We start from the raw sequence: 15,762 nt of genomic DNA on the forward strand, positions 1-15,762 counted from the left end.
AAAGTCGGAAAGGCCGGGGCTGTCATTCTGCCTGCTTCCTGTCCTCAGATGCAAAGGCGGCGAGCCGTTCGGCGATTGCCTCGCGGGAGATTTCGCCGAGATGGGTGGCGGCGAGCGTACCGTCCGGGTTGATGAAAAGTGTGGCAGGAAGGCCGATCGCGCCGTAGTGCCGGGATAGGCCCGAGAAAGGGTCGAGAAGGATGGTTTCCAGGTCGACGCCTGTTTGGCGCAGATAGGATTCTATCGCCGCGCGGCTTTCGCCCTGGTTGGCGAAGAGAAAGTCGACCTCAGGATTCCTTTCGGTCATCTCCGCCATCATCGGCATTTCCCGCCGGCAGGGCGGACACCAGCTTGCCCAGAGATTGAGAACCGCCGGGCGGCCCTTGCGCTCGGCGATGGCGAGGCTCTCGTTACGTGCGAGAACGGCATAGGACGTTTCCGGGGCACGGGGTGCAGCGCCGCTATCGGTGAGGGTTGTGGCGACGACCCAGACGAAGAGGCCGGCCGCAAGCGGCAGGATCGCCCAAGGAGCGGCTTTCGGTGCGTTTCGCCAGAGCATCACTGCGGCGAGGAAAACACCGAGGAATCCGCCCGTCGGGGAAAAGCCGCCCTGCCAGATGGCGAGAACTCGCAACGGCTCCTGCAGGAAGCTCTCGGCATGGATGAGCACATGCCCGGCGCGCGCGCCGACAACGCCGAAAAGTGTGGCAGCCGTCGTAAAGGTGCCAAGCCGGTTGTGGATGCGGGCGGCAAGGAGCGAGCCGACAAGCATGAAGACGATCAACCCGGCGATGACCGAAAAGCGATCGGCGGAAAAAGCGAAGGGACCTATTGCGACGGCGTTCATTGCGCGCTGCCCTTGGCCATCCGTGCCGCCTCCGCAAGCGAGCCGGCCGTGATTTCTCCGACGAGGCGCGTACCGGGGGCCTCCTCTTTGCTGCGGTTGAAGAAGATCATAGTCGGCGGGCCAACGACGGCAAGTGATCGCATCAGTGCGCCATTCTCCGCATCGAGGGTGCTGACGTCGAGGCTGACCAAGCGGATCCCGTCAAGGCTCGCCGCGACATCAGGCTTTGTCAGAACGGACCGCTCGATCGTGCGGCAGGTGACGCACCAGCCAGCGGTGACATAGACGAGGGTGGGTTGCCTCCCGGAGGCTGCGGTGTCGAGAAGGCGGGAGAGTGCGCCGGCCGAGCCGACCTTGGTAAAATCCGACATCTGGATGGCGGCTGTTTGGTCAACACTCGCCGCCCTCTTGAGCGGGCCGAGCGGAGTGAGCGGATCGCTGGCTCCAAGGCCGAAGCCCACCAGCAGCAGACTACCCCAAATGAGCGAGACGACGGCGGTCAAGCGCGTCAGTACGCCGTAGCCGCCTGTGGACCGCAGCCCGTCGGGAGCGACCGCGTAGATGCCGAAGGCAAGGGAAAACACGGCCCAGGGCAGGAGGACGAAGCGCTCCGGCACAAGCGGCGTCGCAAGCCAAATCGCCGTTCCCAGGAATGCGAAGCCGAAGACGTGCCGGACACGTTCCATCCACGCGCCGGCGCGTGGAAGCGCCTTGCCGCCGATTGTCGCCATGATGATGAGCGGGATGCCCTTGCCAAGGCCAAGGGCGAAAAGGGCGAGTGCGCCGACCGCAATGTCACCGGTCCGGGCGATGTAGAGGAGGGCGCCGGCAAGCGGCGCGGTTACGCAGGGGCCGATGAGGAAGGCGGAGGAAAGACCGAGCAGGGCGGCGGCGGCGACCGAGCCGCCCTTCTGCCGGCCGCCGCTCAGGCGGTTGCCGATCACTGCCGGCAGCTTGATGTGGAAGAGCCCGAAGCTGGAGAGCGCCAGCAGGACGAACAGTGCCGCGACCACGCCGACAGCGACGGGCGATTGCATCACGATCTGCAGGTTTTGCCCCGACCAAGCGGCCACGATGCCAAGGAGACCGAAGGCGGACGCAAGGGCCAGCACATAAGCGGAGGCGAGCATGAAACCGCGTCGTGCCGTCAGCCCCTCTCCCTCGCGCGTGAGCATGGCCGCGACGATCGGATACATCGGGAAAACACAGGGCGTGAAGGCGAGCAGCAGTCCGAAGCCGAGGAAGCCTGCAAGAAGCAGCGCAAACCCGCCACCGGTCATGAGCCGGTCGACCGCCGTTTCTCCGCCGTCAGCTGCGATGGAAAAACCTGTGTCCGGCGCTTCCACGGGCCGTGCGTCCTTGGCAGGCGCAAAGGCAAAACCACCGACCGGTTTGCTGATGGTCATCGCGGCGGTATCGATCGTCCGCGTTGTCTGCGGATAACAAAGCCCGCCATCCTGGCAGCCCTGATAGGTGAGGCGAATGAGCGGAGGCGCATTCGCGATCCGGGCCGAAGCCTTTTGGTAATAGACCTCGGTTGTGCCGAAGCCCGGATCGTCCATGACTGTCCCCGGTTCGGTTTGCAGGGTGATCGGCCGGTTACCCTCATCTTCTGCTGCCAGGAAGTCCCTGTAGAGATAGTAGCCGTCAGCAATCGTCCATGTGATCGCCAGCCGGCCGTCGTCTTGCCTGGCGATCCCAGGTACGAAGGCCTCGTCCATCGGCAGGGGCGCCTCGAGCGCCCGGGCTGGCAGGATGGCCGCAATCAAAACCCAAACCAGCGCCAGCAGACTTGCTTTCCGCATCGTTCTTGCGTCCTCGTCTTCAATCGAGGGCGGAGCGATCAGGCCGCTACCTTAAGGCAGCCTTAAAATGATTGTCCAAGGCGAAGGATAGAAACGGGCCGCGCAAGTTAATCCGCTAAGACCTTGGCGCTGGCTCTCGGTGTAATTCCGGAAGTAAAGGCCGAACGATGGTGGGGCAACCGGCGCTGCCGGTTCACCTGCTTATGGACACCGGCCCTTTGGCCGGCGTCCAGACTTCATTGCCTGTGTTGCCTAGTGGGTTGCGCCCGACCCACCGGCTGCGACGATTGCGAAGGGTTGTCCCTCGACCGCGATCGTGCGGGTCTCCTTCAGTGTTTCCGTGTCGATCACGCGTACCAGGCTTTGGCGCGGATCAGTGATGGCGAGGTGATTGCCGGCGACGGCGAAGCGGGGCCTTGCGTCGCGCCAGTGGCCATCTTTGCTGTAGGGCTCCGTGACGATTTCCGATTTGGTGATCACGCCATCCACGACGTCAAGGAGGTGAAGCTTGCCGTCCTCCGTCAGGATATAGGCGTTGCGTGACTTTGCTGGATCGAGGATGAAGTCCACCCGCCGCAGCGGCAGTTCGACGAGGCGGTAGGGTTCCTTCGCGTCGGCGTCGATCAGTACGACCTTGTCTTCTCCGTAGTTCCCAAGGAAGAACTGCATAGAAGTGCCGCCGAGCAGTGTGGATACCTTGCCTTCCGGCAGCTTGTCGCCATAGGCGAGCATCTCGAGCTTGGGGCCATCGAGCCCACCTGGGCGTGCGACCAGGACGCCCTCGGCGCAACCGAAGGCGGCCAGGCGGGCGGACGTCGCTTCACCGTGGAGCCCCGTGCAGGTTGCGACATCGCCGACCTGCTTGCCCTCCTTGTCGAGAACACGCAGGCCCAGGCGGGGAGGAAGCTCACCTTCCTTTACCGTCGCTTCGAGGTTCGGGACCGAAACGAGAAGATGGTTGCCGGTCGAAACCGCGACGCCATGGTGTGCGGCGGTAGTATCGTAAGCCTTGAGCTCCGCCTTGCCGTCCAGAAGCGCGCTTTCGCCAAGCAGATCGAACTTGCCACCGCGATCGTAGAAGATGGCGAGATCGTCACCATGGGCAACCACGTGGCCGGGCTTTTGTCCGCGAATGGTTTTCTCAAGCAGCCTCGGCTCCTTGACCTCGATGTCCCGGTGCTCGCCGTGATCGGAAAGCGCTATGCCGGTGTCGATGGCATGGATCAGGTTCTGTTCGCCCTGGACGGCAAAGACGGTTCGTCCGGTGTCGCTCAGGGAAAGGGCGGCGTAGCCTTCAAGGTCAAAACGGCCGATTTCCTTGTCCGTTTCCAAATCGATGGCGCGGACCACGGGCTGGGTGTGGTCGGCAATGAACAAACGCCAGGTCTCGCGCTGCTGTTCTTCCTCGGCATGAGAGGTCAACGGAAAGGCGAGGGTCGCGAGAATGGTGGTGGCGAAAAGCGCGGGCAAACCGGAGCGGGACATGAAATCTCCTATAATGTAATAACGTAACATGTGTTGTGTTATAGCGTTACATTCACCTTGTCCAGCGGCAACAAGCTGACGTTTGCACATGCGTCAACGAAGCCGTCACAGGCGGCCCGCGACGGCGGCCTACGTGGCTCGCTGGCGTTAAGGAGTGTGAAGCTCGGTCCTGACGGACCGATTGGCATTCCGCGACTTCGCCTGGAGCGGCGGATGGCGGCATGTGTTGCCGCCACCCTTTGAAATGCTCGGTTTCTCCTTTGGTGGGCTTCGCTGATTTTCAGGGCTGGGGGGCTTTGGGCGAGATGGACCAAAACCCGCCATAGGGCCTTCATCAGCGACGAAGGCCGTCAAACGCGGCGGGACCCGGTCATCCTGCTACTTCGCTGTGCCTTCGTTCAGGGGCAGCTTGCTCCCGCGACGCTGCGGTAGGCGGCCGTTCAGAACGATGTAGGCGAGAAGGCCGATCACCAGGCCCCAGAAGGCCCCGCCGATCCCGAGCAGCTTGATGTTGGCGGCGGAGGCCAGGAACGTGATGAGCGCCGCTTCGCGGCAGGCCGGGTCGGCTGTTGCTGCAGCAAGGCTGCCACCAATGGTACCGAGAAGGGCGAGGCCGGCTAGCGTGGTGATGAAGGTCGCAGGAAACGCCATGAACACGGCCGCAAGCGTAACGCCGAACACGCCGACGAGCACGTAGAAAAAGCCCGCGGCGATACCCGCGATCCAGCGCCTGGACGGGTCTTCGTGGGCCTCCTTGCCGGTTGCGATCGCCGCCGTGATTGCCGCGATATTGAAGGCGTGCGAGCCGAAAGGCGCCATGATCAGCGAACCGAGGCCAGTCGTCGTCACGATCGGGTTGGCGCTGGTCTTGAAGCCGTCATTCCGCAGCACCAGCATTCCCGGCATGTATTGGCCGGTCAGCGTGATGAGAAACAGCGGCAGTGCGACCGAAAGCAGCGCGTTCAGCGAGAATAACGGCATGGTGAAAATGGGCGCCGCGAACTCCAACCTCAGACCCGATAGGTCGACCCGGCCCTCCGCGAGCAGGAACAGGAGCCCGAGAACGAGGATGCCGACCACGGCATAGCGGGCGGAGAAGCGCTTCAGGACGACGTAGGCGACAATCAGCAGGCCGACGAGCAACGGATCGACGCTTGCGCCGCCGAACGCGCCGATGCCGAACTGCAGCAGGATACCGGCGAGCAGGCCCGCGGCGATGCCTGGCGGGATCAGCCGGATGACCTTCTCGAAATAGCCCGAAAGCCCGAGTGCGACGAAGGCTAGAGCCGAGATCATGTAGGCGCCGATGGCCTCGGCATAGGGCGTGGTCGCAAGCGCAGTGACGAGAAAGGCTGCGGCCGGCGTCGACCAGGCGGTGATGATAGGCTCGCGATAGCGCCAGCTCAGCCAAAGCCCCGTCATTCCCACGCCGATCGAGACCGACCAGACCCAGGAAGCCGTCAACTCGGGGCTGAGCCCAGCCACTTTCGCAGCTTGAAAGACCAGGATGAAGGTGCCGCCATAGTTGACGATGACGGAGATCAGACCCGCGACAATGGGATGGGCAAGGTCGTTGAAGCGAAGGGATGACGGGAAAACATGTGATGACATGATCTATCGGGGCTCCTGAAATTTCGGGGAGGACTGGCAAGCCGCGTTGACAAATAGCCAGTCATTGGCCCGATATGCCCATCCATTTTTCTGAAGATGATCAGACCATTTGTTCAAGCATTCCCAACTCGAGTCCGTGAAGGCATGGATTGCCCAGCCCGCCCAGGCTGGGATGCCGCTTCATGCGCGCATCCAGCGGGCGATCCGGCAGTTGATCCTCGACGGTGCGCTTGGGCCGGGAAAGCCGCTTCCAGCTTCGCGCGTGCTCGCCAAATCCCTCGGCGTATCGCGCGATACGATCGAAGCGGCCTATGGCCAGCTTCATGCCAAAGGCTTCATCGACCGTCGCGTCGGGAGCGGCAGTTTCGTGGCCGAGGTGAAGGAGTTTGCACCCGGCAGGCGCCTGTCTCCAAGGCGCGCGCAGTCGCCCAACCAGGCAGCGGCTTTGAGCAGGCGGGGCAATGCCATGTTCGGCAGCGGCGGCGTCAGTGAACAGCTGTTGCCCCGCCCATTCGCCCATGGCGTGCCGGAGACGCGCACTTTTCCGCTCGCGCTGTGGGAGCGCCTCGGACGGCAGGTCTTGCGCGAAACCGGCAGAAGGGCGCTGCTTCACGGCGACCCGCAAGGGATCGAGGAGCTGCGCCGTGCCATTGCCGACTATGTGAACCTAGAACGCGGCGCCCGTACCACGGCCGAACGGGTGCTGATCCTCACCAGCTCGCAGCAGGCGCTGACATTGTGCGCAAACATGCTGCTCGATCCCGGTGACCGCATCTTCATCGAGGATCCGGCCTATTACGGCGCGCGCAAGGCGTTCGATGCGGCGGGGCTCGAATGCGTCCCCATCCGCGTCGACCGCCATGGCATCGCCGTCAACCAGATCAAGGCGGAGACGCGCAAGGTCAAGGCCGTATTCCTGACGCCCTCGCATCAGTTCCCGGCCGGCGCCACGCTGACGCTCGATCGCCGCCTTGCGCTGATCGAATGGGCGAGCCGCCATCAGGCCTGGATCCTCGAGGACGACTACGACAGCGAATTCCACTATGCCGGCAAACCAACGGCCTGCCTTCAGGGCCTCGATCCGCACGACCGGACGATCTACATCGGCACCTTCACCAAATCGCTCTTTCCAGGGCTTCGGATCGGCTATGCAGTTCTGCCGCCTGAGCTGGTCAAGCCGATGACCGTCGCGCGTACTCTGCTTGACGGGCACTCCGCTCCGATGGCGCAAATGACACTCGCGCGCTTCATGGAAGGCGGGCATTTCGGCGCCCATGTGCGCACAATGCGCAGCATCTACGCCGACCGGCTCAACCTTTTGGCGATGCTTGTCATAAAACATCTGCCGCATTTCCTTGAAGCGCGGGTGCCCGATGGCGGCCTGCAGATGCCGTGCGCGCTGACAGGTGCGATCTCGGAGGCCGCGGCCGTCGATGCGGCACGACGTGTCGGGATCGAGATCATGGGATTGTCCGCGCTTCACGCCGGCGGCAAGCCCGAGCCCGGGTTCCTCATGGGGTTTGCCGCTTATACGCCAAGCGAGATCGAGGGGGCGGTGCGGAAGCTGGCTGGTGCCTTCCGGGCCGCGGCGACGTCATAGGTCGTCCAAGCGTCGCCCGCAACGGCTCGCCATTCAGTCCTGGATGACGAGCTGGAACCAGGTGTCGAGAGATCTGCTGCGCTTGACGGCGTCGAGATAGGCGAGCAGCGATAAGCAACCGAACGTCGCACCTCGCCGGGCAGACGCCGGAAAAACGATTCCCGTTTTGGTGCATTTTTTGCGGAGAACCGGCGCACTGCATAAAGTTGTAGGTACCATCGAAATGGAAAATCCATAAACTCGCGCTAGACCGATCGTCATTCGTGAATCGGGAGCGAGGCATGCAAAGAGACGTGCAGTTCAACGGGCAGAAAGATTGGCGGATCGCGCGATATGCCATCGGCGGCATTGTTGGATTCGCCGTGCTCGCCCAGCTCCTGGTCTATCTCAGCCTGGTCGCCCTGGTCGACCAGCCTTATGCGGCTGCCATGGTCGGTGCCGCGCTAATCTCCCTGCTGATGGGCGTGCCACTGATCGTCGTGGCAGCGACGCAGTTTCGCCGGGCGCAGCGCCTGCGCAACCAGATCAATCATGTTGTCGCCCATGATGCCACGACGGGCTGCGTGACCGGTCGCGGGCTCGTACAGCAGGTCAATGGCCTCGAACGCCGCCGCCAAAGCGCCGGCGAGGAGCTGCATGGCGCGCTCATTCATCTGCGTATCAACAATCTCGATGACGTCGGCGCTGCTTTCGGCCCGGCCTGGAGCGAGGAGCTGCTGCAATTCGTCGCTTCGACGATCAGCACGTCCGTGCGTCGCGACGATATCGTCGCCCGGACGGGCCCAGCCAGTTTCGACGTCCTGCTCGTCGGCGCAACGGAGACGGATGCGGAACATGTCTCAAACCGCCTGACGACGGCGCTGTCGTCCGCCCATTTCTCTGCCGATGGCAGCAAGGTCGACCTCGAACTCAGCGTCGGCGGAGCTTTGTTCGATGGCAGTGTCGATCTGGAACGCTTGCGCCGGGCAGCTGCCTCCGAGACGGTCATAGTTGCCAGCGAGGGCACCCGGCCTGTCGATTTCGTCCGCCTGCCTTCGGCGTGAATGACTGGCGATAACGTTGCTTGTGCCGGAGTCGTATGCAACGATCGCTCGCGGCGGCTGAGGGCCAGTTCGTTTGTCGCTTTAGGGTTGTGTTGCGCTGGGCCCCACTGTTGCAAAGGGTTGCCTGTCATCTGCAGTACTGTCGTGGAGCTTATTTCAATTCAATAGGTTACTGGAATCTTTTGGCGCAACACCGTTGTTCCATTTTTGCAACATAGCCGTGCGAAAGCTTGGGCCTATCAGGGACCACCCCAAAATTGGTCCCTGCTTTATATTACCTCTGTATTATCTGTCGATAAATAAGGCAGTTGCGACGTACGTTTGGATTAACCAGCATGTCGTACTGATTGCGAGGGGGATAGAGTTGAAAGTGGGGAAATTTATTGGAGGCGGGCTGCTTTCTATTCTGCTCGCGTCGACGGTGTTTGCGGGTGGTGCTGCGGAAGCGATGACGCTGAGGGAAGCGCTTCAGATTGCGATGGAATCGAATCCGGAAATCGGTCAGTCGATCGAAAACCGTGAGGCAATCGAATTCGAACTGCGGCAGGCGCGCGGTCTCTATCTGCCGAGCGTCGACGTCGAAGCATCGACTGGTGTGCGCCACCTCGAAGACAGCAGCCGTCGCCTTGCCTCGATCGAGAACGATCCGCTCTATCCTTCCGACGTCGGGCTGACCATCACGCAGAAGCTCTTTGATGGTGGTGGCCGTCGCGCCGAACTCGAGCGTCAAGCAGCGCGCGTCGATAGCGCCTCCTTCCGGGTGCTGGAGCGTTCCGAGACGATCGGCTTGCAGATCGTTCGCGAGTATTTCGAATATATTCTCCAGCAGCAGATCGTTGCGGAAGCGCGCAAGAACGTCGGCGTGCACCAGTCGATCTTGTCGGATATCAGTTCGTTGATTTCGGGCGGCGCTCTCACCGAGGCAGACCGTCAGCAGGCAAGCGAACGGCTGCTGGCGGCCAAGGCCCGCCTGCAGGAAGCGGAAGAGGCCTTCGATACGGTCAAGATCAGCTTCAACCGCCTGGTCGGACAGCCCCTCACCAATCCATCCATGCCGAAGTCGGTCGCCGGCGCGCTGCCGAAGACACTGGAGACGGCGATCGGCATTGCGCGCACCAACAATCCGCGGATCAAGGCTGCCGACTCCGACATCAATGTCGCGGACTCGCAGGTCAAGGCGGCACGCTCGAACATGCTGCCCGAAGTCTTCGCCGAGGGCCGCGTGCGCTCAGGCAACGATATCGACGGCTCGACCGGCAACACCTGGGACGCACAGGGCCGGATCGTCGCGAAGTGGAATCTCTATCGTGGCGGCATCGATGTCGCCAACGAGCAGGAGCAGATGCGCCGCGCAAGCGAACAGCGCCTGGTCTTCCATCAGGCGCACCGCGAGGTCGAGGAAGCCGTGCGCATCTCCTGGGAGCGCCGCGGCAGCCAGTACGACATCGCCCGCACGCTGAACCAGCAGGCGCAGATGAACGTGCAACTCGTCGAATCCTATCGCGAGCAGCTCAAGGTCGGCCAGCGTTCGCTGCTCGACGTGCTCGGCGCGCAGAATTCGCGTTTCAACGTCAGCGTTCTCGCAAAGACCGCGCAGTATGCCGCGCTTTTTGCCGAGTACCGGCTGCTGGCAGCAACAGGCCAGCTGCTGCCGACCATGAAGATCAAGGCGCCGGCGCAGGCGGAAGCCTATGCGCGCAATGAGTTCAATGTCCCGGATGCGCCGGCCACGGAAACCTATCGTCGTGTGCCGTCGCGCCAGACGAACGACTTGCCGCTCGACCTGTTGGCGCCGATCCGGCAGAAATGAATAGTCCTCGTCAGGGTGGACACAACCGGTGGTAATGCAAGGCATTGACAGGCATGTGCAGATTGGCCCGTCTCTGACCGGCTTTTCCGAGGCGTTCAAGGAGATTTGCATCTTCTTGAACCGCCCCTCGTCAGATAGTGTGCTCTATTCGGACGTGCCCTTCGACCCTCGGTTGCCGAGCGCCGAGGACGTCTCCCGTATTGCCGAGCGGGTCGGCCTGGAAACGGAGCTCGTTTCCGCGCGCGCGATCGGCAATCGTGATTTCGTCTACCCTCTGCTGCTGGTCTTTCGCGATGGCAGTGCCATGGCGCTTCTGGAAGAGGCGCCCGACGGCACGCTAAGCCTCTCCAACAGACTGGCGGCGCCCCGCGAGATGCCGATCACCCTGTCCGACCTTGAGGTCGGCGGGCTCGCCTACGCCTTGTCTTTCTCGGCCACCTACCTCAACACCGCGACTGGCCGCGGCGTCGGCGAGGCGCGCAACATCGACCGCCGCCATTGGCTGACCGCCACGGTCAAGCCGTTCTGGCAGGCCTATGTGCAGGTCGCGGTCGCCGCGTTCTTCATCAACGTGCTGGCGCTTGCAGCCCCGCTCTTCACGATGAACGTTTATGATCGCATCCTGCCGAACAAGGCTATCGCGACCCTCTGGGTGCTGGCGCTCGGGATCAGCACCGCCATTCTCTTCGACTTCCTTTTGAAGACTGTGCGTGCGGCGCTGATCGACTATGCCGGCCGCAAGGCGGACCTGAAACTCTCCTACATGCTGTTCGAGAAGATCCTGCATGCGACCATGGCGTCGCGACCGCCTTCGACCGGCGAATACGCCAACCGGGCGATGCAGTACGAATTCGTTCGGGAATTCTTCACGTCGAACACGCTCAGCACGATCATCGACAGTCTTTTCGTCTTCGTCTTCATCGCAGCCGTCTATGCGGTGGCGGGCTGGATCGCCATTATCCCGGCGGTCGCCTTCATCTTCAGTCTCCTGATCGGTTATGTCGCGCAATACAAGATCGGCAACCGCGTCGCCGCCGCGTCGAATGAATCAGCCCAGCGTCAGGCGCTGCTGGTCGAAACGATCAGTGCGATCGAGACGGTGAAGACGCTGCACTCGGAAAAGCAGTTGCTTCGCCGCTGGAACGAGCTCGCCAAGCATTCCTCGAACACGTCCGAGCAGATCAAGGAGATTTCCTCCTGGGCCTCGCATGCGACGCAGTTCGTGCAGCAGCTGGTCACGGTCTGCATCGTCGTTGCCGGCGCCTATGAATTTACCGAGGGCAAGATTTCATCCGGCGCGATCATTGCTGCCAGCATGCTTTCCGGCCGCGCCGTCGCGCCGCTCGGGCAGATCGCCATGACGCTGGCGCGACTGCGCCAGGCCATTCTGTCGCTGCGGATCCTCAATGCCGTGATGGAGCAGCCGGAGGACCGACCGGACACGATCGGCTTCGTCAACCGCGAGATCCGCAACGGCAGCATCACCTTTACGAATCTCGACTTTGCTTACCCGCAAACGGACCACAAGGTGGTCAGCGGTATGAACGTCACGATCAAAGCGGGCGAGCGCGTCGGCATCATCGGCCGCATCGGTTCGGGCAAGACGACAATCGGCCGCCTTCTGGCGGGTCTCTACGCGCCGAGCGCCGGACGCATCCTGCTCGATGGTGTCGATATTCGGCAGCTACACCCCTCCGTCGTCCGTTCGGCCGTCTCGTTCGTGTCGCAGAATTCCGACCTCTTTTCCGGGACCATCAAGGAAAACCTGCTGATGGCGAACCCGACCGCCAGCGACGAAGAGGTGGTTGCGGCAGCGAGACTGGCCGGCGTCGATGAGTTCGTCTCGCATCATCCGCGTGGTTATGACATGCCGGTCGGCGAACGCGGTTCCCAGCTTTCGGGTGGACAGCGCCAGGCGGTCGCCATTGCCCGGCTGCTACTGCGCAAGCCGAAGGTGGTGTTTCTGGACGAGCCATCCGGTGCGATGGACCTCGCCAGCGAGCGCGAGTTGATCAACAAGCTTTCCAATGTCTTCAGCGGCGACGTCACGCTTTTGATCTCAACGCACCGCCATAGCATGCTGAGCCTTGTCGACCGGCTGCTGGTTCTCGACCGAGGGCGCATCGTCGCCGACGGACCGAAGGCTGCCGTTATCGAGCAGTTGCAGCGACGTTCCGGTCCCGCCGGGCCGGCAGAAGGGGCGGGGCTATGATCCACCCTTATCTAAATGACGATGAAGCAATGCCGGTCCCCGCGTTTCGGAGGGCGCCGAGATGACTGAGAAACCGCCGCTGGCCGCGCGCGCTGGAGTGTTGGTGATCGGCCTTTTGATCAGTTCCTTCGTCGCCTGGGCGGCGATCGCCGAGGTCGACGAGATCGCCCGCGGCGAAGGCAAGGTCATTCCCGTCTCGAAAACGCAGATCATTCAATCGAGCGAGCCCGGTATCGTGCGCGAGATCGCCGTGCAGCCCGGCCAGGTCGTGCGCCGCGGCGACCTGATCCTGCGCCTCGATGATACGGCAAGCGGCTCGTCGCTCGGCGAGCTCGAAGCCAAGGCCCGCTCGCTGCGGGCGCAGATCGCACGGCTGGAACTCGAGGAGACCGGGGCCTACGACAGCAAGTACATCTGCCCCGAGGATATCGCCAAGGTTGCCCCGGCAATCTGCGCCAACGAGGAACAGTTGCTTCAGGCCAAGGCCGGAAACTTCAACAACAAGCTGTCGGTGATGCAGGCCCGTGAGGGACAGCGCCAGCAGGAATTGGCGGAAGCGGAGGCCAACATCACCCGGCTGAGCGAGAGCATGCAGGTGACCGAGCGCGAGCAGGAGCTGCTCGCGCCGATGGGCAAGCGCAAGCTCGTCGCGCAAACCGAACTGCTTCGGGTCGAGAAGGAACTGACCGACACCAGAGGACAGCTCGCACTCTGGAAAGAATCGGTCGGCAAACTCGAGGCGGCGCTCAGGGAGGCGTCGCTGCAGGTGACGGAGCTCTCGCTGCAACTGAAGCAGGAGGCGCTGGCCGAAAAAACCGAGGCGCTTTCGCAGCTTTCGGTGATTGATGAGACCATTCGCGGCGCCACAAGCCGGGTTGCCAATACCGACATTCGCTCGCCGGTCGATGGCATCATCAATACGCTCGATGTCAACACCGTCGGCGCCTATGTGACGCCCGGAGCGGTGATCGGCGGCGTCGTTCCGACGTCGGAGACGCTGCTTGTCGAGGCGCGGCTTTCTCCGCGGGATGTCGCCTTCGTTCGCACCGGACAGGCGGCGCTGATCAAGATTTCTGCCTATGATTTCTCGATCTATGGGGGGCTCGGCGGAATTGTCGAGACCGTCAGCGCTGACAGCCTCGTCGACCAGAACAGCGGTGAGACCTACTATCTCGTGCGCGTCAAAACCGACATGGCCGCCCTCGTGAAGGACGGGCGCGAATACGCGATCATGCCGGGCATGATTGCCTCGGTCGACATCATGACCGGCAAGAAGACGATTCTTGCCTACCTGATGAAGCCGATCAACAAGGCCCGCGAGGAAGCGCTGCGGGAGCGCTGACCGATGAACGAGACGCCGCCTCTGGCAGATGAAGAGGACATGAGTGCGCTTCGGTTCCGCGTCGTTACCGTCGGCGGTCAACGCCGCGGCATCAAGCTCGAGGAAATCTACTGGCACTGTCTGGGCGAGCTTGCCGCACGGAATGGCTGTCGGCTTGCCGATATCGTTGCGTCCTGCGAAAGGGAACTCGAAGGCGACGGCAATCTGACCGCACGTCTGCGCTATGTCGCGACCCGCCACCTTCGTGATCAGCTTGAGACGGCCAGAAAGCGCGGCAGCCTGGCGGCCGTCGCCAGCCAGGTACGCGCCAGCCCGTCGCCAGCTTTTGCGCTCACGGGCAGCAAGCACATCGTCGCCTACAACGCGGCCTTCCTCTCCTTCGTTCAGACGCGCGTATTGCGCTCCCAGCAGCCGCAGGCGGCGCGTGGCTTGAGGCTTTCGTTCGACGTTCAGTTCGTCGATCTGGTCCAGCGCTTGAAAGCGGCTCCGGGCGAGCCGCAGCCGGCGGGCTTCACCATCGGGGTGCAGGGGCAGGTTACGCGCGGCAAGCTCAATGCTGCACTCGCCCCGCTCGTGGATCAGGACGTGATCATCGGCTTCATTCTCGGTTGACTGAGTAGTGGTCGCTGCTAACCACAAGGCCGTCAGCCAAGTCGAGCCTGGCGGGCACAGTCAGCGAACGGCGATGCCTTCTCCGGGCATGACGTCGGCAAGCGGTGCGGCGGAGGCGACCTTGTCGCCGGTGCTCTTGATGCCGTGGATCCAGGAACGCTCGGCGCTGACCGAAAACAGCGGCTGATAGCTCGGCAAGGCGGTATCGAGCTTCACCTCGTCGCTGAGGTTATCGAGGATGAAGTGGCCCTGGCTCGTCGTGATCGCGAGGACCGCGTGATATAGGTTGCGCCTGACGTCACGCAGAACCACGATCGACATCGCCTCCGACGGCAGTCCCGCCGCCTTCAACGCGGCCATCTTCAAAATGGCATAGTCTTCGCAGTCGCCCTTGCCTCGGGCAAGAATTTCGTCCGGCGTCGCCCAATAATCCTTGGCCCCGTAGTTTTCCGCGTCCGGCTGGTAGCGAACGATCCGGTTCACAGTCCGGTTGATGCCGCTGATCTTCTGGCGAAAGGCAAGACCATCAGCGTTTTCGATCGCCTGGCCGAGAATGTCGCGGGCGGCGCAACCGCTCTTTTGTGCGCAATCGTTGAAGTCCGCAGCCACCACTGCCGGGTAGACGGTCTTCCACTTGCGGGCGACCGGGATCGCTGACACCCGGAACGCAACCGAGTGGAAAACGGCGGATGGTTCCGACTGTGCGGACGACTGGGGCCGGAGATCAGGGCGGGTCGCCAGCGCCACTTGCTGCACGTTCTGGCGCCGGAGGGCTTCGGAAGCCTGCTTTGACCAGGTGTCGATGGTCTGCGTTGCGATGGCGGCGAGCGGGCTTGCCAGGCTCACCATCTGATGCAACAGGCCGGGGCCGAGCACGGCCGGTTGGCCAGCCTGCGTAGGTGTCGTTGCGAAAAGCGACGCAAGGCCGATCGCGAAGACCGAAGTCTTCAGGTATTTCCTGCCGTGCTTCCAATGCGTCTTATTCATCGCCGTGTCTCTCGGTTTCTTGAGGACACTGTACGAACGAAAAGAAAAATGCCGGTAAAGCGGTATGTATTATTTAGAGTGTTTCGAAGAGATACGTTTTATCTAAAATTTTATTCAAATTTTATACTTGTGTATTCTTTCGGCTCAAGCCACTTCTATATCGGGGACGCCGTGGACTTGCTGACCTTGCTGATGAGGACGGTGGCCGATCACATTCGCCTGTCTCGGAAAAGGCTTGCGCTGGCACCTGGCGATATAGACGTCCACGTCATTGAATGACGCACGTTTTGCCGTGGCAGCATCGCGGCGCTGATCCAAAAGCAGGGTTGGTTTCCGAACGATGACCAGAAATACTAAATTTGTACTAACGTCACCAATTTTGGGTATTAGCATAATATAGTATGCTGT

11 protein-coding genes are annotated in these 15,762 nt (G+C 62.2%); 6 read left to right on the forward strand and 5 right to left on the reverse strand.

Annotated elements, in window-relative coordinates; translation table 11 throughout:
* Nucleotides 1-22 precede the first annotated feature (22 nt).
* The 4 genes from AC3WVQ_RS32020 to AC3WVQ_RS32035 all read right to left on the reverse strand — a co-directional run bounded on the left by AC3WVQ_RS32020 (nucleotide 23) and on the right by AC3WVQ_RS32035 (nucleotide 5,748).
* A complete protein-coding gene (locus AC3WVQ_RS32020; protein WP_060530530.1) occupies nucleotides 23-847 on the reverse strand; it encodes a TlpA disulfide reductase family protein in 825 nt (274 codons plus the stop codon).
* A complete protein-coding gene (gene dsbD / locus AC3WVQ_RS32025) occupies nucleotides 844-2,652 on the reverse strand; it encodes a protein-disulfide reductase DsbD (RefSeq protein ID WP_492383459.1) in 1,809 nt (602 codons plus the stop codon). The genes AC3WVQ_RS32020 and dsbD overlap by 4 nt, the downstream gene beginning before the upstream one ends.
* A 252-nt stretch (nucleotides 2,653-2,904) precedes the next feature.
* Complete coding sequence (locus AC3WVQ_RS32030) at nucleotides 2,905-4,137, reverse strand: hypothetical protein (RefSeq protein ID WP_492383460.1); 1,233 nt, start codon at nucleotides 4,135-4,137, stop codon at nucleotides 2,905-2,907.
* Between the two features lie 378 nt (nucleotides 4,138-4,515).
* A complete protein-coding gene (locus AC3WVQ_RS32035) occupies nucleotides 4,516-5,748 on the reverse strand; it encodes a benzoate/H(+) symporter BenE family transporter (RefSeq protein ID WP_192444490.1) in 1,233 nt (410 codons plus the stop codon).
* Nucleotides 5,749-5,857: 109 nt separating this feature from the next.
* On the opposite strand from AC3WVQ_RS32035, the gene pdxR reads away from it, so the two are divergent.
* From pdxR to AC3WVQ_RS32065, 6 genes are all read left to right on the forward strand, one after another.
* Nucleotides 5,858-7,348 (forward strand): MocR-like pyridoxine biosynthesis transcription factor PdxR, encoded by a 1,491-nt coding sequence (gene pdxR / locus AC3WVQ_RS32040; RefSeq protein WP_492383461.1) that lies wholly within the window; start codon nucleotides 5,858-5,860, stop codon nucleotides 7,346-7,348.
* Nucleotides 7,349-7,629: 281 nt separating this feature from the next.
* On the forward strand, nucleotides 7,630-8,391 hold the full coding sequence (locus tag AC3WVQ_RS32045; RefSeq protein ID WP_034794682.1) for a GGDEF domain-containing protein: 762 nt from the start codon (nucleotides 7,630-7,632) through the stop codon (nucleotides 8,389-8,391).
* Between the two features lie 448 nt (nucleotides 8,392-8,839).
* Nucleotides 8,840-10,201 carry a TolC family outer membrane protein gene (locus AC3WVQ_RS32050; RefSeq protein WP_082566420.1) on the forward strand — a complete coding sequence of 454 codons (1,362 nt, stop codon included), beginning with the start codon at nucleotides 8,840-8,842 and terminating at the stop codon, nucleotides 10,199-10,201.
* A gap of 34 nt (nucleotides 10,202-10,235) precedes the next feature.
* On the forward strand, nucleotides 10,236-12,413 hold the full coding sequence (locus AC3WVQ_RS32055) for a type I secretion system permease/ATPase (protein WP_051659312.1): 2,178 nt from the start codon (nucleotides 10,236-10,238) through the stop codon (nucleotides 12,411-12,413).
* Between the two features lie 61 nt (nucleotides 12,414-12,474).
* A complete protein-coding gene (locus tag AC3WVQ_RS32060) occupies nucleotides 12,475-13,755 on the forward strand; it encodes an HlyD family type I secretion periplasmic adaptor subunit (RefSeq protein WP_192444488.1) in 1,281 nt (426 codons plus the stop codon).
* Nucleotides 13,756-13,758: 3 nt separating this feature from the next.
* The gene (locus AC3WVQ_RS32065; RefSeq protein WP_034794673.1) at nucleotides 13,759-14,367 is read left to right on the forward strand and encodes a ribbon-helix-helix domain-containing protein; all 609 of its coding nucleotides are present in this window, start codon (nucleotides 13,759-13,761) and stop codon (nucleotides 14,365-14,367) included.
* A 60-nt stretch (nucleotides 14,368-14,427) separates the two neighbouring features.
* On the opposite strand, the gene AC3WVQ_RS32070 is transcribed toward AC3WVQ_RS32065, so the two are convergent.
* Nucleotides 14,428-15,354 carry a transglutaminase-like cysteine peptidase gene (locus tag AC3WVQ_RS32070; RefSeq protein WP_234798822.1) on the reverse strand — a complete coding sequence of 309 codons (927 nt, stop codon included), beginning with the start codon at nucleotides 15,352-15,354 and terminating at the stop codon, nucleotides 14,428-14,430.
* Nucleotides 15,355-15,762 lie beyond the last annotated feature (408 nt).

This window comes from Ensifer sp. EB106-05-01-XG146, from assembly GCF_058791875.1.

Excerpts from the sequence above, each read along its gene's own strand:
- AC3WVQ_RS32020 (WP_060530530.1), bottom strand. The coding sequence starts at position 847 with ATGAACGCCGTCGCAATAGGTCCCTTCGCTTTTTCCGCCGATCGCTTT.
- dsbD (WP_492383459.1), bottom strand. The coding sequence starts at position 2,652 with ATGCGGAAAGCAAGTCTGCTGGCGCTGGTTTGGGTTTTGATTGCGGCC.
- AC3WVQ_RS32030 (WP_492383460.1), bottom strand. The coding sequence starts at position 4,137 with ATGTCCCGCTCCGGTTTGCCCGCGCTTTTCGCCACCACCATTCTCGCG.
- AC3WVQ_RS32035 (WP_192444490.1), bottom strand. The coding sequence starts at position 5,748 with ATGTCATCACATGTTTTCCCGTCATCCCTTCGCTTCAACGACCTTGCC.
- AC3WVQ_RS32045 (WP_034794682.1), top strand. The coding sequence starts at position 7,630 with ATGCAAAGAGACGTGCAGTTCAACGGGCAGAAAGATTGGCGGATCGCG.
- AC3WVQ_RS32050 (WP_082566420.1), top strand. The coding sequence starts at position 8,840 with ATGACGCTGAGGGAAGCGCTTCAGATTGCGATGGAATCGAATCCGGAA.
- AC3WVQ_RS32055 (WP_051659312.1), top strand. The coding sequence starts at position 10,236 with ATGCAAGGCATTGACAGGCATGTGCAGATTGGCCCGTCTCTGACCGGC.
- AC3WVQ_RS32060 (WP_192444488.1), top strand. The coding sequence starts at position 12,475 with ATGACTGAGAAACCGCCGCTGGCCGCGCGCGCTGGAGTGTTGGTGATC.
- AC3WVQ_RS32065 (WP_034794673.1), top strand. The coding sequence starts at position 13,759 with ATGAACGAGACGCCGCCTCTGGCAGATGAAGAGGACATGAGTGCGCTT.
- AC3WVQ_RS32070 (WP_234798822.1), bottom strand. The coding sequence starts at position 15,354 with ATGAATAAGACGCATTGGAAGCACGGCAGGAAATACCTGAAGACTTCG.